We start from the raw sequence: 18,284 nt of genomic DNA on the forward strand, positions 1-18,284 counted from the left end.
GGAGGTGAGAAGGCATTGCCTAAAATAAAAATTGATGGACTTCAGTTATTTTGTATGATGGTCATTTTTATGTTTGGCAGTAATTTACTGCTTGATATAGGAAAGGGGGCCAAGCAAGATGTCTGGATTGTGAATCTCTTATCAACCCTTTTTGGGTGTTTACTGTATTTCGTGTATATTTCATTATATAAAAAATACCCTGACTTACCGATGACCGGCTATGTCCGAAAAATTTGGGGTAAATATATCGGCGGTGTGTTCAGTTTTGGTTACATCATCTATTTTGTTTATCTGGCTTCAAGAGTGTTACGGGATTTTGAAGAATTATTAATTAGCTCCACGTATAGACGCACTTCCATTATAACGCTGGGGATATGCATGATATTTGTTTTAATTTATGGTGTTCACCTAGGGGTGGAAGCATTTGCACGTGTTGCATGCTTATGCTTTGCCATTATTATCGTGACCCTTTTGATTCTGAACATTATGTTTTTATTAGGAGGATATACAAAATTGGAAAACCTTCAGCCTGTATTAGGCAACGGATGGGGATTGGTATGGAAAGAGTTGATTCCTACAGGTATCACCGTACCTTTTGGAGAATTGATTACGTTTACTATGATCCTTCCGTATTTGAATAAAAAGAGTTCTGCTGTTAAAGTTGGCCTCTTTGCGATAATTATAGGTGGAGTTTCTTTAACTCTTAATTCAATCATTCTTTTGTCCGTATTAGGTCCAGAGGCGGTATTAAGGTCTAATTTCCCTGCTCTTACAGCTGTGAGTTATATTAATATCGCTGATTTTATTGAAAGACTGGATTCGTTCATTCTTGTTTTAATGATCATTTTAGGCTTCATTAAGATTTCGATCTTTTTCTTTTGTGCCATTATTGGCGCAGCGGACTTATTTCAAATGAAACCATCTCCTATATTCATTTATCTGGTTGGCGGTGTTATTTTCATCTCTTCGATTATGATTGCTCCTAGCTATCAGGCACATATAAATGAAGGGTTAAAAGTCGTCCCTTACCTTTTGCATCTACCTTTGCTCATTGGAATCCCCATTCTATTATTGCTTACCGCATATATAAAACAAAAAATGAAACCAGCAGTTTCATGAAGAGGGAGGCTGCCGGTTTTTGATTGCTGAGAATATAATCAAATATAGAAAGATTACAGTGAATAACAAGAGCAGAAAGTAATCTTCTCCACGACCTACTATTAAATATTGTTTGATGCTATAGAAAGAGTGCAATATATTCAAGCCCTGCAGGTTGTCGAGGAGTATAATAAGTAAATACGTACCTAACAAAATTAACAATGATGGTAGCGCTCTCATGATAATATCACCTCATTCTTTTTTCTTAAAGTGTGGTTAATACTTTAAAAATATGCACGAAGTCGTAACAGAAAGGCATTTTAGTATACGTGTCAGGGGATGCTTGTCCATTTTCATCCTTATATTATGGAATCTTATGCTTGTAGAATTTCTTTCCAGGCCATAAAATGGGAGTATCAAGATTGTCAAGGAGTGTAAAAATGAAGCTAAAATTAATGACCATTACTTTAGGAGTCTGTTCTTCTTTAATACTTTCTGGTTGTTCAAGTGAAGAGAAAAGCGTTGTACAAAAAGAAAGCAGTCATGAAGGACATTCCGAACATACGGTATCCGGAGATCTTCAGGAAGAGACCAGCAGTAAGGAAATAGCACCGGATTTCTTAGCCGAAAAACCAGAAGACATGAAGACAATCTATTTAGCTGTTGCTCAAAATAAAGATTTACTAGAAAAAATACCTTGTTACTGCGGTTGCGGGGAATCAGCTAACCATAAAAACAATTATGATTGTTTCATCCATGAAAATAAAAAAAATGGTGAAGTGGTCTGGGATGACCACGGGACTAGATGTGGAGTTTGTTTAGAAATAGCTGCACAATCCATACTGGACTTGAATGATGGTATGAGCATCAAGGATATCCGGAATAAAGTGGATGAAAAATATAAAAGTGGATATGCCAAACCAACACCAACCCCTGAAGTGTAAGGACAAAAAAAGAAATGAAATTCTACCGTGAAAGATAATCAGGAAAATGGCTTTTGCCCGATATTCATTGGGAAAATGCCATTTTTTTATTTTCTTGGCGTGATGGATTCTTTCACATATATAATATTGGTCACTAAGGGGAATACTTCCATTAAATCTTAAAGGAGGTAACCATTTGACATTAATTCGCCTAGGTTATGTAGCCATGAGTAATCATGTGCCAAACTGTTCACCATCCCAAACGATGACTTTTGCTCAGTTTTCGAAAATTAAGGACAGAGATGCAGCGATAAGGAAGCTTGAACGTATTTCAACTTCCAATCTTCATAATTGTTGGCGTTTACTGATCCATAACGAAGCTAATAATATTCAGTTTTTTAGACTTTCTTCTAAACTTATCCCTTTAGCCAATCATCCAGAAATTCCAGAATGGGATTACATTGATCCTATTGCAGAAGAACTTGCTAAATTAAAAACATTCATTACTGATCACCCAAAAATAAGGATAGATTTTCACCCAGATCATTTCGTCATCTTGAATAGTTCAAATATCGATATACTGAAGACATCATTAAAAACATTAAGGATGCATTATACTTTATTGAAAAAAATGGGGGTGGACCCCGAGCATCGCTGTGTTCTGCATGTTGGTGGCGGTTATGGCGAACATGTACAGGCTTTGGAGCAGTTTATCCATAATTGGGGGTTGATTCCCGAATCGATTCAAAGGATGGTCATACTTGAGAATGATGATACCACCTATACTTTGTCGGAAACCCTTTACTTATGTGAGAAATTGGGGATTCCCATGGTTTTTGATTATCACCATTACCTCGCACATCAGTTACCAAGTGAAAATTGGAAAGATCATTGGGACAGGATCTTACATACCTGGAGCAATTCCAAACTACCTCCTAAAATGCATATTTCAAGTCCAAGGTCCGATAAAGAATTTCGAGCACACGCTGACTTTGTGGATACAGGAATGTTCATTGATTTTTTGCAACAAATTAAGGGTAGCTTACCACAATTGGATTGCATGATTGAAGCTAAACAAAAGGATGGAGCACTTTTCCAGTTGATGGATGAACTGAAAAGTTACAAAGAAATAGAAATCATTGATGATGCCAGTTTTTATATTAATTAATCAATCGGTATGATTCGATAAAGAGGTTATGCATAAGTTTCTCTTTATCAATTGCAATTGTTTACATAACATAATTATCGTTAACAATTTGGATGCTTAATAAATGGAAAGGGAAGTCATTATTAATATTGATAGGCTGATTAATATTTTATACATTATTTCACAAAAGTCTTAATAAAGACAAAAAAGCGACCTTCATATTTGGGTTTTAAAGCTATTGTTTGAAACACATAGAGTCTTTATTCCAGATTGAATTAAAATCGCTCTATGAGGCTATATAAGCGTTTAATGGCGGTTAATAGATTATAGGGGTTTCACAGAATAATTTACAAGAATATTCCGAATGTAACAAAGGGCCTCTATTGATACATTCGAAAACGCGTTAAATCAAGGTTTATAAGGGGATTGAAATTTATAAAACTTGCCTTTTTTTCGCCTGTTCACGTACAATGATAGAAGGGGAAAGGGGAATGAGCCATTCATGCAAGCAACCTCTCAAAGAATTAAAAATGTTCAGCCGATACGCCGGCTGGATCACATAGATAAGATGAAAAAGTCACTATTAAAATATTGCAGCTATAGGGATTATATGATGTTTTCCATCGGGATAAACATCGGGTTACGTATAGGGGATTTATTGCAATTGAAAGTGAAAGATATCCTTGAGGGTACGCATATAGTCATTGTGGAGCAAAAGACAGATAAAATTAAGCGGTTCCTGGTCAATCCTCAACTTCGTAAGGAAGTAAGGAAATATGTCCGGAAGATGAACTTGAAAAATGAACAGTATTTATTTCCAAGTCGAAAAGGGAATGGTCCAATCACTAGGGTACAGGCCTACCGGGTCTTGAACAAAGCAGCTGAAATGGCAGACATTCCGGATGTCGGTACACATACCCTTCGAAAAACTTTCGGCTATTTACATTACCAAAAGTTCAAGGATATTGCGTTACTGCAGCAAATCCTTAATCACTCCAATCCAAAAGATACGATGATTTACATAGGACTCACACAGGATTTAATGGACGAAACATTGATGGATTTCTATTATTAAATGAACGGGGCGAGTTACAGCTCTCCTGTGTTACTTAGTATTTTTTTAATGGTCACCATAGTCCTACAATGGGAGGTATTCCAGTGCAAACATTATTTCGATATAACTGGATGGTTAGAGAAAACTGGTATCGTTGGTGTGGTGAGGTGAACGAAGAAGAACTTCTTCGTTCCAGAACTGGCGGAGTGGGGAGCATTTTGCAAACACTCTTCCATATAGTTGATGTAGAGTGGAGTTGGATACGCCTTTTACAAGGTAAAAAAGACTTCACTGAGAGTTTTGAAAAATATAAGAGTTTGGATCAGGTAATGAAATTGGATGCTGTTTTTCGGACGGAAGTGAATGACTTTGTATACAATTGGAATGAGGTTATGGAAAATAAATTATTTCATGATACTATGCCAGATGGGAAAATCGTAACAGATACTTGGGGTGAGATAATGCGGCATGTCATTGCTCACGAAATTCACCATGTAGGACAAATTTCAGTTTGGGCAAGGGAAGCAGGGAAAAAGCCTGTTTCTGCAAACCTTATTGGACGGGGACTTATCTCATCCGAATGACTTACTCAAAAAAAGACTATTGTATTTAAATATATATAAGAACAATTAGTTGCCTAAATATAAAGCCTGTATCTTAGATTACCGAGTAATCATTGATACAGGCTTTTTTTATACTCCTTCTTGAACTAACGCACCCGATAGCTTAAGTGAATTTCTTCACAAAATTAACCTTTTCATGTTTCCCTATCCCCTATAAAAAACAAAAACTGCCAACAGGCAGTCAAGAAAAAAATTACTGTTATAGTTATAACAAAATATTAGATATTTTCTGAGTTAAGTATTCCACTCTAGGGAAAATTAATGAATCATCTACAGTAGAAAGCATTTCTGGTTTAAAAAGTTGTATTTTCCTTAGCTTATAAAAATCCAAAAGTACTTGTTCAATAGTCCAGTGGTTTTTCATTAAATATTTTAAATCCAACATGCTAAATAACATCTTATCCTGTAGTATTAAAAGCCTTCCATTCACTTCATTAAATATGCCTTTTTGAACTCCTTCATTATAAAAATTTAGTAACTGTTTCTCACGAATTTGGATTGTTTCCCAAAGTTTCTTATACATTAACGGATAGGTGATCTGAAGTTCTTTAAGAAAGTCATCCGTGATTAGTAGTGCGAGTGAAACTGATTGCTCAAATATTTGTTGAAACTGGGTTGCATACATTGTTTCCTCTTTCGGTAACTTTGTAGACATTTCTTCAATATACTGAACATAACCATCTGTAACTTTATGGAATATATCTTCTTTATTAGGAAAGTATTTATACAGGGTTGCTCTGCTTATATCCATAATTTTCATAATATCATCCATACGTAATGTTTGAAATCCACTATTTCTTACAGTTGGCAGCAGTTTGAAAATAAGTCTATCTTGTATTTGTTTGAATTTTTCAGTTGTCATATTGTCATGAGCCACTTTAATTCCTCCCTACTTTTACATTATACCAAAAACAACTTACAAATTATACACAACGAATAAAACATACAAAATTAATCTTTTTTGTTTATTTAGTATTCATTTCATGCTACACTGTCTTTGTAATAAATTTTCACCCAAAGGGGAGAGGTTTTATATGAAAACAAGAAAATTAGGCAATAGTGATTTAGAAGTTTCAGCTATGGGATTAGGTCTTATGGGGATGTCACCTGGAGTTTACGGTGTTAGCGATGACGAAGAATCAATTAAAACCATTCACCGTGCCTTGGAGCTTGGAGTTACTTTACTAGATACCGCAGATACTTATGGTAATGGGCATAATGAAGAACTTCTCGGTAAGGCATTAGCGGGGCGCAGAGAAAAAGCTATTGTAGCTACTAAGTTTGGTTTCGGGGATAACTGGGAGTTTTTGGGTGGACATCCTGACTACGTAAAAAAAGCAATTGATGAGAGCCTCAAACGTCTTGGGCTGGATTATATTGATTTGTATTATCAACATAGAGTAGATCCGAATGTTCCAATCGAAGAAACAGTTGGAGCCATGTCAGATTTAGTGAAGGCAGGTAAGGTTAGATATCTTGGTCTTTCTGAAGCAGGCGCAGACATTATACGTCGTGCAAATGCGGTTCATCCAATCAGTGCATTACAAACAGAATACTCTCTGTGGAGCAGAGATATTGAAGAAGAAATTCTCCCTACTGTAAAGGAGCTTGGAATTACTCATGTGGCATATAGCCCTCTAAGCAGAGGTTTCATTTCTGGGACACTACGTAAGTTTGAGGATTTCGAACCTAATGATATTCGCAGACATTTACCAAGATTCCAAGGTGATAATTTCAAAAAAAATGTTGATATTGTGGACAAACTTGGAAAACTTGCAAAAGAAAAGAACTTAACGGTTTCACAACTCGCAATTGCGTGGACATTAGCTAAAGGGGCATTGCCAATTCCGGGTACGAAACGAGTGAAATATCTAGAGGAAAATGTTGCAGCTATAGACATTCAGCTTACTGAAGAAGAATTAGCACAACTTGAGGAAATCAGCCCAGAAAATGCTGTACATGGCGGTCGTTATTAATAATTGAACATAACATACACATGTTTAGAATTTTCAGAAAAATGCCTCGTATTTAATACCAACGAGGCATTTTTTATCGTTTTCTTCAATAAAACTGCCGCGTTAGTTGAAGAAGAAAATCAACTATCTTTATTTGTTAGCTAACTTTCCAAGTAAAAGGGCATTGTCTCTTTTTAGTTTTTTGTTTTCTTCATCCAATTCAGCTAACTCAATCATATAGTCTTTTTTTGTTGAGAAAAATAGACTCATTTTCTAGAGGGATAATTATCAACACATTATATTAGAAGCATTTGTGATGTAACAGCTCTTTGTTACCATAATATTATTATGTTAACTAGTGGTGTCATCAACTTTAAACGTAAAAGAACCCTATCGTTAAGATAGGGTTCTTTTTATAGCTTATTTAATCGCAATATGTATTTCCACTTTTCCATCAGGATAATATTTTTCGAAATCCAGACTATAATCCCTGTTCAATTTTTTTTCATCTTCCAACCGCCATATCTTTTTCCACGTTTCACCTATGGAATGTTCATCTTGTAGACATTCAAACACTTCGTATTCATGATCTGGAATGATCAATTTTTCATTCGATACAGGGGTTTCGGTAGCTATAGATAAAGTATAATCTCCTCGATAGTTGCTTACGTACTGATGATAAATCCCATATTTCATATCATTTTCAATTGTATAATCATTTGTTTTGCCCCACAACGATCTAATTTTCTCGAAAAGATCCTTATCCGAGAAATTATTAGTCCGTATTTCGCCAATCAGATAGACTTCATTACTTATTAACTAGCAACCCCTCATTTGTATAAATTTGGTTTAATCTCAAAAGATGAACAGCTAAAAACTTGTGAATTTTAAAAAAACGCAAAGTTATTTAAATAGTTGATTCTGATTTCACAGTTTCAAATTATTTCGGAATGGAAAATGAGATTTATGTTCATATGTGATGTTTACCTAATGTATTGTATCCAGTAGTTTTATAATTGGATACAATATATTTAATTTTCAGTATTGTAATCGCTTTATTTAGTTGATATAGTTAACATTGTATCCAATATCGAAAGGTGGACGCTGAATTGGATAAAGCTAATTCGAATAAAGATAAATCAACAATCGTTAAAAATGTGACAAAAAGCCTCAGGCAAGCGATTTTGAATGGGACTTTGAAAAAGGGGGAGCGACTCATCCAAGAGGAATGGGCTGATCGCCTGGAAGTAAGTAGAATGCCCATTCGCGAAGCCCTTACACAGCTTCAAATGGAAGGGTTGGTGGAAATGGTTCCTCATAAAGGGGCAATTGTCACACCGATTACCCGGGATGATATTGAAGAAATTTATCATACAAGATCTCTACTGGAAGGCCTTGCCGTGGAAAAATCGCTTCCTTATTTAACAAAGGAGGATAAAGAAAAATTAAAGGGAATTTTGGTTGAAATGGAAGGAATTCAGTTATCTGATGAAACCAATGAGCATTACATCATTTTGAATGCGGCTTTTCATGAAACCCTCCGAAAAGGGTGCCCATGGCCAAGGGTTCAAAAAATGGTAGAAACACTAGGGATATCACCCATTGCGCCGAATTTGCTGATTGACTATTACCCAGAAACGCAACGGGAACACCGGATGATATATGAAGCGGCACTAAGAGGCGATCCTGCAGAACTAAGGGCAGCAGTAGAATTTCACATCTTACGGACTAAGAACAATTTAATTACGTATATGGAGTTGCTGAATACTAAAAATCATCAATAAAAGGAGTGTTAATTGTGTATGATTTCGCAATTGTTGGTGGGGGAATTGTAGGATTATCGACGGGAATGGCACTTTATCAGCGTTTTCCTAATGCTAAAGTGGTAGTCATTGAAAAAGAGGCTGTTGTTGCAGATCATCAAACGGGGCATAACAGCGGCGTCATCCATTCAGGAATTTATTATAAACCAGGCAGTTTCAAGGCACGGTTTGCCCGTCAAGGAAGCAAATCAATGACGGAATTCTGCCGGAAGCATGGAATTGAACATGATATTTGCGGGAAGGTCATTGTTGCAACAAAGCCAGAAGAGTTGCCCCTACTGGATGATTTATATTCACGCGGTTTGCAAAATGAACTAGCTATACAAAAAATCGGTGTGGATGAGTTAAAGGAAATCGAACCTCATGTTAATGGACTTGGTGCGATTCGCGTCCCGCAAGCCGGCATTGTCAATTATCGTCAGGTAAGTGAAAAGATGGCGGATATCATCCGGGGCAACGGCGGTGAGATTAAGCTGAATACAAAGGTGGAGAAGATTAACGAGGATTTTGATGATGTCATCATCGACACGAACAACGGTACCATAAAGGCAAGGATGGTCATTAATTGCGCAGGGTTGCACAGTGACCGTATCGCAGCAGCTGCGGGGTATAAAACTGATATGAAAATTGTCCCGTTTCGCGGTGAGTATTTTAAATTGAAGCCTGAAAAGCGCTTCCTTGTCAATCATTTAATTTATCCGGTACCTAACCCGAAATTTCCCTTTCTGGGGGTTCATTTTACGCGGATGATTAGTGGGGAAGTAGATGCCGGTCCAAATGCTGTACTAAGTTTCAAACGGGAAGGTTATAAGAAAACAGACTTCAATGCGAAAGATTTGACTGAAGTTTTAAGCTATAAAGGTTTTTGGAAGCTGGCTAGTAAATTCATGAAGGAAGGGATGGATGAATATATCCGTTCTTTTAGTAAAAAGCAATTCACGAAAAGCCTGCAGGAGTTAATTCCGGAAATTCAAGAGGATGATTTAATCCCTGCACCTGCTGGAGTCCGGGCCCAGGCGTTACAGGATGATGGTAATATGGTGGATGATTTTCATATTATCATGGGAAAACGGACCATTCATGTATGTAATGCACCATCACCTGCTGCAACAGCTTCGATTGAAATTGGAAAAGAGGTTGTTAACCGCATTCCGGAACAATCACACTTATTGGAAGCCGTATTAACAAAATAAAATTCGAGAGGAAGAAGCCACATGTTCAATGGTAAAACAATTTTCATTGCAGGTCATGCACGTTTACCTCAAGGAATGGCAGCAAAAAGTGTATTTGAAACATTGACGATCACTGCAGAAGTCGATGTAAAATATGGGGTTGTCCTTGAAGCTTCTTGTACACTGGCAACAGAGCATGGCCGGGAATTCATTGGGCGATTGTTAAAAGGAATCAGTTTAAATGATGGTGTCGATGACGCGATAGAATCGATTCAATCTTATTATCGGGGGAAAGCAGCAAATGCATTGATTGCTGCCTTGAAGGACCTGGATCTCCATTTTCAGCAAATTAAAGCAGGAGAAAAAACGAAACTACCAAGTTAGGAATATAATTTATCAGAATAATTTGTAAAAAAATGTTGACAATTTTACGAAAAAACGTTTTAATTGAATTAAGCCAATATTATGACATTAACACCTTTTGGAAAATACCTTTTCAGAATCGTGTAAAGATCTTAATGATTGGTAAACAGGAAAAATAAATCATACATAAACTGCATATTCGCTGTGACTCTATTTGCATAGAGCAGTGAAGTGAATATAAGCCAGTTGTACAGTTGGATTCCTATTTTATTTGGGGATCATGTGCGACTGGCTTTTTATATTTCCCGTTAACTTTGTCACCTATATTACAAATAACAGGAGGAATTATTCATGAGCATTGCAGAAAAAAAGAGAGCTAAGTTTGAAAGGAAAACAGAAAAATACGAGGTGAAAGTTCACCCTCAAACCAGCCGTTTATATCATATTGAAATTTCAAAAGAGGCAATTGCCGCTTTTTTAGAAACCGTATCGAAGGATAATCAGTCTGTTCAACATCTGGAATATACACCATATGCACGACTCATCGTTGCATCATATCTATTGGATCAAGTGGGGGAAGACTTTGGTGAAGTGCTTCGGAACATCGTTCATGACCGGGAATCCGGCGGCTTCACCCTCGGCTTGGAGGGTGTCACGGAAAATACAGATGAATATGTCATTTTTGCGACGGCTATTTCATACTTGCTGGGAACTCCAAACCATGATGCCATGTCAGGAAAATATTATGCCCGCTTTAGTGTTCAAGATACGGATAGCAGTGATTCATATTTGCGTCAGGCCTATCGTTTATTTACACTTCATACGGACGGAACATTTGTAGATGAACCAACTGACTGGTTACTAATGATGAAGATGATCGAACAAAATGCCCGCGGTGGCGAATCACGTTTATTGCACCTAGACGATTGGAAAGAGCTTGATACGTATGTTAATCATCCATTATCCAGCCAAAAGTTCACGTATAAGGCTCCAAAAAGCAAGAACATTGATCAGGAAATTGAAAGATTGACTTTCTTCAATCATAATAACAAACCTGGTGTATGTTTTATCGATCAATTTGTTTATCCTGAATCAATCGAACAAGCCAAATACTTACGCGATTTATCCAATTCATTAGAAAACGATGAAAGTGTACTTGAACTGGAACTGCCTGTTGGAGATTTAGTTGTCGTCAACAATATATTTTGGCTTCACGGCCGCGCTGCATTTGAAAAAGATCCGAATCTGAACCGTGAATTACTTCGCCAGCGCGGAAGATTCAATCAATAGTTTCATTTTGTAAACCCAAATGTTTTTTCATCCCCAAATACCATTTTTAAGATAAATTCTTTTCAACCCTTTGGTTGGAAAGTAATTTATCTTTTTTTTGGCTTTATTAAAGAATAATGTTGTTATTTGATTTTCTCGAACGGCTGTTCTATGATGAACTAAAATTACTGAGAGCGAGTGAGTTTTAATGGCGTTAGCGGACATAAGTAAATACCATTGAACGTAAAGATACCGCTGCAAAGAGTGCGGTAAAACAATCACGGATATGACGAACACTCCTCTTCACAGAACTTATATGCCTAGTAAATGGCTTCAGTTCATCGAATGTATGATTGAAGGGTATTCCCTTCGGAAATCAGCTAAACTCATTGGTGCTCATTATGTGCCGCTTTTTTATTGGAGGCATAAAATACTAACTACATTGAAACAGATGGATTTTGAACTTTTCGAAGGCATAGTAGAAATGGATGAAACCTATTTCCTCTATTCCGATAAAGGAAAACGGAATAACCAAGGTCGAAAACCAAGGTTACGCGGTGGTAGTTCGGAGTTTAGAGGAATAAGTAAGGGCCAAGTATGCGTTCTTGTAGCCAGAGACCGCCAAAAGAGAACGTTTTCCAAAACAATAGGAAAAGGGCGTATTATAAAAAAGAGTTTGGACGAAGCGTTAGGTTCCAAGCTATCAATACAAAATGTTCTATGTACGGATGCTTGGCGGGCGTTTATGACTTATACCAAAGAAAAAGGAATTGAGCTTCATCGCTTTAAAGCAAATGGTAGGGAGCGAGTTAAAGGGATTTATCACATCCAGAATGTAAAAGTTATACAGCCGTTTAAAGAGCTGGATGGAGCGTTTTAATGGTGTAGCGACTAAATATCTAGACCATTATTTGAGCTGGTTCCAATTCTTAGACACCATCAAACATATAAAAGATATCTTTACGATAACCAAAATGGTTTTAGACAGTTGTTCTTTCTCAGTTAACACAACTTATGATAAACTAGGGTTATCAGAATTTTCCAAATAACGGAACGTTCATTGTTTCGTTAAAGGGCCAGTTTAATTGAACAAGGAATTGGCATGACACCTTAATTAGTGAGCTATCTACAACAACTCGCCGCAAATGAATTTTGACCAAAGGGATTATCTATTAAAGGGATTAAATTGGAGGGAATAGAAAATGGATGTAAAGACACTTTTGTTACAACAATGGGCAAGCTGCTTAGATGAAGAAGACTGGTTTCCACCACTTGAAAAAGTGCTTGAGGATATCACTTTTGAACAGGCAATTTGGAAACCAGCTGATGGGGCAATGAATTCCATTTGGGAATTAGTTTGTCATTTACTTTTCTATGAAAAGAGATTTCTGATGCGATTTCTTGGTGAAACAGCGAATGAACCACAGGCAGAAAATAATGAATCTACATTTCGATTACCAACTGAGACGTTAGAAAATTGGAAGGAAACAAAACAAGAATACTTTTATGTTCATCGTGAACTTGGAAAAATACTAGCAAAATCAGAACATGAAGATTTGTATAGACAGATCCCAGGAGAAGATAATTCATTAGTGCTTGAACTGAAGAGTTTAGCAATGCACGACGCATATCATATTGGGCAAATTGTATTCCTTAGTAAAATGCAAGGAGCTTGGCCAGGGAAACGCAGCTTTTAAAAAAGCTTCATTAGCTTTACAGTTATTCCATTATAGGGGGCTTTAATGGAATAAGAACGGGAACGTCCAAATCGGACGTTCCCATATTTTATACGAAAAACAACAATACTACTTAACAAAGCCTTTTAAAAAAACTGACCTAGGAAAGTTCCAGGGTCAGTTGATTTAATACGTTCATTAGCCAGATAGGTAATGATTTGGAAGTTATGTTAAAAGCGCACCTCTTACATCATACTTTTCTAAATCGATATCGATTTTTCTATCAAGTGCGAGGTTTGCCAATTGGGAGCCTATATAGGGGCCCATAGTTAAACCGGAAGCTCCAAGACCATTGGCTACGATAATTCCTTCCCAATTAGGTAAAGGACCAATAACCGGAAGGAATCCAGGTGTGAATGGACGAAATCCGACCCGCGCTTCAACAAACGTACTATCAGACAAGCCGGGAGCGGCATGCAGGGCCTTATTGAAAACTTCCTGCAGCCCTCCTGCAGTCATTCGGTTATCGAAGACGTCCGTATTTTCATGAGTTGCCCCAGCAACGATCTTATTATTATCGAAAGCCAAAAGATATTGATCACTGGGAGGCATGACCACAGGCCAGTTATTCGTATTTGTATTTGGTGCTTCCAGATGAATGATTTGAGCCTTTTGGAAGCTGACTTGAAAATTCACGCCCAGTGGTTTCAATAATTCCGGTGCCCAAGCTCCAGCACAAACAATCACTTTATCAGCAGGTATGATTTCATCTTCAAGTGTTACACCTGTCACATGTGCACCATTATATGAAAGTATAGCCTCACCATACATAAGTTTCGCACCGTTTTTTTGTGATGCCCTCAATAAGGAATCACGTAGCGCTCGTCCATCGACCCGAGCGGCACCACTCACGTGAACTGCTGCATATTCACTGGAAAGAGGCGGGAATAAGGCTTTTGTTTCCTCTGCAGAAAGTAATGTGATCGTCCCGATCTCCGGTGCATCTTCTTTCCGTTTTGCCGCTCGGTTCTTCATGGCAATCAGTTTTTCTTCATCTGTATGTAAACTTATGGCCCCGACTTGGGCATATCCAGTCTCCGTTTCCCCATCCTGTTCAAGTTCTTCAATTAAACCCGGATAGAAAGCAGCTCCATTTTTAGCAAGGAGATACCAAGCTTGATTCCGCCTTTGCGAAATCCATGGGCACACGATTCCTGCAGCAGCAGAAGTTGCCTGTCCATCATCTTGGCGGTCTATAATAATCACTTCAGCTCCATTTTTAGCGAGCTGATAGGCAGTGGAAGCTCCTAGAATCCCTGCACCAACTACAATGATTTTTTGCATATTTAACATCTCATCTCTCTCTCATATATATAAACGCTTACCATTACTATATCGAAGACACGAAACGATTGCCACAGCCGATATTGTAATTTCTTTCACAAAGTTATTTTATCTGTATTGAATATGCTATGATTGAAATTGCGAAAGCTTGAAAAGATATTAGGAGGACATAAAATGCTAAAAAAACAAATGGAATCATACATATCAAAATCCGTAATCGAAAACAAGGTTGAGTTGTTTAAAGAAGAAAGGGATTATGCAGAAAAGCATAAATTGATCGCTAATGATATCATAATAGTGGAAAAAGAAAATGCATCCCGTTTTACTGATGCTTATATCGAGCGCAGTAATAAAGAGAGCGAAGAATTGATTTCTGAAGAGAACTCTGCATTTTTATCACAACCGATCGGGTATTTGAAAAACAATAAAGAAGAATTCCTTTACTTTGAATCCAAATGGTTTGAATTAATCGGTGTTGAGGCACTTTCGTTGGAAGTGGATGATGTTTTTGGTACTTATAACGCGATGTTCGGATTGAAATTTCAGAAAAAAATGGGAGAAGTTTTAAAAACCTATTTAACAAAGGAACTTCAAGAAGGCATTGGATCATTCAGTGTAATGTTTAACCAGGGTGATGGCCTATGGGATGTGAATTTTGCCTTGGATAACGTAAAAGGTTTTCGAGAGGACCTGTCATTGGAACAAGCTTTCAATTTAATTTATCATTTTCTTTTTATCCTTGTTCAAACAATCGAGGAAGATATGTAAAACGAGGAACCGCCATCAATTGATGGCGGTTTTTCTATTTCTTTAGCTTTATACAATGCCCTCAGCCACTGGTTAATCTCCTTAGATTTATCCGATTGGCCATAAATGTAGATGATTAAAGGAACTGCAAATAATTCGTCGAATTGATTAATAATACCTTTATTTAACAAACTTATCTGATTATTTCGAATTTGTGAAGTTGAAAGTTACATCGGAAGGAGAAGTTATACTTGCTGAATGAATTGAAAGTTACTCAAGTTACCATTCCAATGCCTTTTAGATTGGACCATGTTCATTGTTTCTTGGCAGAAGGTGAAAAAGGGTGGTCAATCATTGATACGGGATTAAATAATAACACTACAAGGGATATATGGAATCCCATTATTGAAAAACATGATATTACCGATATTATCATCACCCACTATCACCCAGACCATTTCGGGTATGCAGGGGCTTTACAACAATTAACCAGTGCAGATGTTTGGATGACAAAAGTGGAAGAACATGCGGGAACTACGTATTGGGAAGTGGATTCTCTGAATAAGCTTAAAGAAAATTATGAGGCATGCGGGATGGAAGACGAAATAGCTGTGGCCTTATCCAGTGACGAAAGCAGCTTTATGCCACAAGTAAAACCCTATCCTACAGTAAATCATCATCTTGACGAAGGATTGAAGCTGCGTTTTGGTAAATATGAGTATGAAGTGATCTTCACGCCGGGGCATTCAGATGGTCTGATTTCCTTATACAATAAGGAAAATAGTGTCCTTTTCTCAACAGATCATATATTGCCTAGGGTATCTCCTAATATTTCTTATTGGTTTAAGGGTTTCAGCAACCCATTGGAAGAGTTTTTTACTTCTTTGAAAAAAATTCAAAAGTTGGACGTAGAATATGTCATCCCTTCACATGGGAAACCATTTCAAAATGCCAATAAAAGAATTGTTGAATTATTGGATCACCATCAGGACCGGTTGCATGTAATTCATGAAAACATGAAAGAGCCGATTACTGTTAAAAGTGCATGCAATATCTTATTTGGAAATCTGCCCATTCACGAAACTAGGTTTGCTGTTGGTGAAACATTGGCTCACCTTGAATACCTTCTTTTGAATGACCAATGCAGAAGGTTTAAACGTGATGGCAAATGGTATTATCAATCAATTTGATATATTGAACATTGAATCTAGCTCATGTCATATGAGCTTTTTTTTGATTTAACAACGAAATTCAAACTGTCCCATATGCTAATTGATTTATAATAGTAAGAGGTCTGGTTTACATTATTTTGTAACTTATACAGCTACAGCCGCTACCTTGATTGATAAAGAAAAACCACCGCCCATCACAATTTGGGCGGTGGTTTTTTCATTGTCTGGCTCCTAATAGTCCCTTAACTTCTTTCATGATATCTTCAAGGGATGTGACTATTCCTTTATCGTCCTTATAGCTAATGTGCTCAGGTTGAAAATGAATAGGCGAATCCAAACCAGCAGCGGCTGAGATTCGAAATAATCCTTTTCTAAGGGTAACAAGAAAGTTGACCACGCGGTATTTCTTTTCATCGATGACAAGTGCCTTTTGCAATTCTGGATCGGTCGTTGCTACCCCGACAGGACAAGCATTGGATTGACATTTCATCGTCTGTATACATCCAATGGCAATCATGAAACCTCTTGCTATGTTAACAAGATCGGCTCCCATGGCCAGAGCTATCGCTATTCTATCAGGCGTGAACAATTTACCGGAGGCGATGATTTTAACGCGATTGCGGACACCGTATTTTTCCAGGGTCGATACTAAAATCGGCAAAGCGGATTTTAGCGGTAATCCTACGCTATCTATCAATTCCTGATAAGATGCACCCGTGCCGCCTTCACCGCCATCCAATGAAATGAAATCCGGACCTTTCCCGCTTTCTTTCATGTAGCTCGCAAGCTCTTCAACACTGTCATTGCCGCCAATGACCATTTTGATGCCGACCGGGATGCCAGTATGGTCCCTGATTTTTTCGATAAAATCGCACATGGATTTCACGTCATTGAATTGATGAAACCGATTCGGACTATCGATCGCTTTGTACGGAACGACCTTCCGGATCTCAGCGATTTCGGGATTCACTTTTTCAGCGTCGATATGCCCTCCGCGAGTTTTGGCACCCTGAGCCAATTTGATTTCGAATGCTTTGACTTCTGGTATTTCACTTTTTCTTTTTAACTCATCCCAATCCATTTCGCCGACACTATCACGAACCCCAAACATGGCTGGACCGATTTGCATGATTATATCGACGCCGCCAATTAAATGATAAGGAGAAAGTCCGCCTTCCCCTGTATTCATCCACGTTCCTTTTGCTGCAGCCAATCCCTCAGAAAGGGCAGTGATTGCGTTCTTCCCCAAAGAACCATAACTCATGGCGGACATGCCGATAAGACCTTTTAAACGAAAGGGATTCTTAGTGTTTGGGCCGATGATCACGGCATCTTCATCATTCAATAAAAATGCAGAGGATACCTCATCTCCCCATTTTTCTTCTCGCTGTGAGAAAAGCGGATCTTTCATTAGAATGTATCTTTTAGTCGTCACTTTTGTTTCTCGATCGTATTTTTCTTCTTCTGCCAATTTTGGAAACATGCTATTCTTAACAAAGAAGCCTTCTTCATCAAAATCCCGTTTTGAACCAAAACCTATGACATCCCGTAAATATTTTGAACTTTTCACCATATGTTCATAGTCATCCCGGGAAAAGGGTTTTCCTTCATTATCACTGTTAAACCAATATTGCCGCATTTCAGGGCCGATTTTTTCCAGAAAGTAACGTATCCTCCCAAGCACTGGGTAATTTCTTAAAATTGCATGATGCTTCTGCATGCGGTCAAAGAAAATCATATAAAGTAATAGGAAAAACAAGACAATGATGATGATGAAGATAATGGAAAATCCAAGGATAATTAAAATATTTGCGATACCACTCATCCAATCCCTCCTGATATGGAAAAAAATCATGTAATGTTAATCTACTCGGTACCTCGATCAATTATACAGAATTCCAATGCAAGGTCTTAATAG

18 protein-coding genes and 1 pseudogene are annotated in these 18,284 nt (G+C 37.6%); 14 read left to right on the forward strand and 5 right to left on the reverse strand.

Annotation, left to right across the window (positions count from 1 at the left end; all coding sequences use genetic code 11):
- Positions 1–15: 15 nt before the first annotated feature.
- Positions 16–1,119, forward strand: coding sequence for a GerAB/ArcD/ProY family transporter (locus QUF86_RS19050; RefSeq protein ID WP_289335225.1), 1,104 nt, complete (start codon positions 16–18; stop codon positions 1,117–1,119).
- Here QUF86_RS19050 and QUF86_RS28930 read toward each other — a convergent pair.
- Entirely contained in the window at positions 1,114–1,338 is a 225-nt protein-coding gene (locus tag QUF86_RS28930) for a YczF family membrane protein (RefSeq protein ID WP_483313651.1), read from the reverse strand. The genes QUF86_RS19050 and QUF86_RS28930 overlap by 6 nt on opposite strands.
- A 200-nt stretch (positions 1,339–1,538) precedes the next feature.
- Here QUF86_RS28930 and QUF86_RS19055 point away from each other — a divergent pair, with 200 nt between their 5' ends.
- The 4 genes from QUF86_RS19055 to QUF86_RS19070 all read left to right on the forward strand — a co-directional run bounded on the left by QUF86_RS19055 (position 1,539) and on the right by QUF86_RS19070 (position 4,806).
- Positions 1,539–2,042: a PCYCGC motif-containing (lipo)protein gene (locus QUF86_RS19055; protein ID WP_289335226.1), complete on the forward strand. Its 504-nt coding sequence runs from the start codon at positions 1,539–1,541 to the stop codon at positions 2,040–2,042.
- 175 nt (positions 2,043–2,217) lie between these two features.
- The gene (gene uvsE / locus QUF86_RS19060; RefSeq protein WP_289335227.1) at positions 2,218–3,189 is read left to right on the forward strand and encodes a UV DNA damage repair endonuclease UvsE; all 972 of its coding nucleotides are present in this window, start codon (positions 2,218–2,220) and stop codon (positions 3,187–3,189) included.
- 481 nt (positions 3,190–3,670) lie between these two features.
- Positions 3,671–4,243 carry a site-specific integrase gene (locus QUF86_RS19065; protein ID WP_289335228.1) on the forward strand — a complete coding sequence of 191 codons (573 nt, stop codon included), beginning with the start codon at positions 3,671–3,673 and terminating at the stop codon, positions 4,241–4,243.
- Between the two features lie 83 nt (positions 4,244–4,326).
- Entirely contained in the window at positions 4,327–4,806 is a 480-nt protein-coding gene (locus QUF86_RS19070; protein ID WP_289335230.1) for a DinB family protein, read from the forward strand.
- Positions 4,807–5,050: 244 nt separating this feature from the next.
- On the opposite strand, the gene QUF86_RS19075 is transcribed toward QUF86_RS19070, so the two are convergent.
- Positions 5,051–5,722 carry a TetR/AcrR family transcriptional regulator gene (locus QUF86_RS19075; protein WP_289335232.1) on the reverse strand — a complete coding sequence of 224 codons (672 nt, stop codon included), beginning with the start codon at positions 5,720–5,722 and terminating at the stop codon, positions 5,051–5,053.
- 157 nt (positions 5,723–5,879) lie between these two features.
- Here QUF86_RS19075 and QUF86_RS19080 point away from each other — a divergent pair, with 157 nt between their 5' ends.
- Positions 5,880–6,821 (forward strand): aldo/keto reductase, encoded by a 942-nt coding sequence (locus tag QUF86_RS19080; RefSeq protein WP_289335233.1) that lies wholly within the window; start codon positions 5,880–5,882, stop codon positions 6,819–6,821.
- Positions 6,822–7,220: 399 nt separating this feature from the next.
- On the opposite strand, the gene QUF86_RS19085 is transcribed toward QUF86_RS19080, so the two are convergent.
- Complete coding sequence (locus QUF86_RS19085; protein ID WP_353957698.1) at positions 7,221–7,616, reverse strand: GyrI-like domain-containing protein; 396 nt, start codon at positions 7,614–7,616, stop codon at positions 7,221–7,223.
- Positions 7,617–7,909: 293 nt separating this feature from the next.
- On the opposite strand from QUF86_RS19085, the gene QUF86_RS19090 reads away from it, so the two are divergent.
- From QUF86_RS19090 to QUF86_RS19115, 6 genes and pseudogenes are all read left to right on the forward strand, one after another.
- Positions 7,910–8,584, forward strand: a complete 675-nt coding sequence (locus tag QUF86_RS19090; RefSeq protein WP_289335234.1) for a GntR family transcriptional regulator — start codon at positions 7,910–7,912, stop codon at positions 8,582–8,584.
- Positions 8,585–8,598: 14 nt separating this feature from the next.
- A complete protein-coding gene (lhgO, locus tag QUF86_RS19095) occupies positions 8,599–9,816 on the forward strand; it encodes an L-2-hydroxyglutarate oxidase (RefSeq protein WP_289335235.1) in 1,218 nt (405 codons plus the stop codon).
- 21 nt (positions 9,817–9,837) lie between these two features.
- Positions 9,838–10,179 (forward strand): DUF3870 domain-containing protein, encoded by a 342-nt coding sequence (locus QUF86_RS19100; protein ID WP_289316332.1) that lies wholly within the window; start codon positions 9,838–9,840, stop codon positions 10,177–10,179.
- Positions 10,180–10,509: 330 nt separating this feature from the next.
- The gene (gene glaH, locus QUF86_RS19105; RefSeq protein WP_289316333.1) at positions 10,510–11,448 is read left to right on the forward strand and encodes a glutarate dioxygenase GlaH; all 939 of its coding nucleotides are present in this window, start codon (positions 10,510–10,512) and stop codon (positions 11,446–11,448) included.
- A gap of 226 nt (positions 11,449–11,674) precedes the next feature.
- A pseudogene (locus tag QUF86_RS19110) lies at positions 11,675–12,476 on the forward strand (IS1595 family transposase); the annotation flags it as partial.
- Positions 12,477–12,629: 153 nt separating this feature from the next.
- Positions 12,630–13,124, forward strand: a complete 495-nt coding sequence (locus tag QUF86_RS19115) for a DinB family protein (RefSeq protein WP_148358009.1) — start codon at positions 12,630–12,632, stop codon at positions 13,122–13,124.
- A 204-nt stretch (positions 13,125–13,328) separates the two neighbouring features.
- Here QUF86_RS19115 and QUF86_RS19120 read toward each other — a convergent pair whose 3' ends face one another.
- A complete protein-coding gene (locus tag QUF86_RS19120) occupies positions 13,329–14,447 on the reverse strand; it encodes an NAD(P)/FAD-dependent oxidoreductase (RefSeq protein ID WP_289316334.1) in 1,119 nt (372 codons plus the stop codon).
- 174 nt (positions 14,448–14,621) lie between these two features.
- On the opposite strand from QUF86_RS19120, the gene QUF86_RS19125 reads away from it, so the two are divergent.
- Positions 14,622–15,215 (forward strand): branched-chain amino acid aminotransferase, encoded by a 594-nt coding sequence (locus QUF86_RS19125; RefSeq protein WP_289335236.1) that lies wholly within the window; start codon positions 14,622–14,624, stop codon positions 15,213–15,215.
- A gap of 230 nt (positions 15,216–15,445) precedes the next feature.
- On the forward strand, positions 15,446–16,384 hold the full coding sequence (locus QUF86_RS19130; RefSeq protein WP_289335237.1) for an MBL fold metallo-hydrolase: 939 nt from the start codon (positions 15,446–15,448) through the stop codon (positions 16,382–16,384).
- 199 nt (positions 16,385–16,583) lie between these two features.
- Here QUF86_RS19130 and QUF86_RS19135 read toward each other — a convergent pair whose 3' ends face one another.
- Positions 16,584–18,191: an FMN-binding glutamate synthase family protein gene (locus QUF86_RS19135; protein WP_289335239.1), complete on the reverse strand. Its 1,608-nt coding sequence runs from the start codon at positions 18,189–18,191 to the stop codon at positions 16,584–16,586.
- Positions 18,192–18,284: the final 93 nt, after the last annotated feature.

It is taken from the genome of Peribacillus sp. NJ11 (genome assembly GCF_030348405.1).
Classification (GTDB): Bacteria; Bacillota; Bacilli; order Bacillales; family DSM-1321; genus Peribacillus.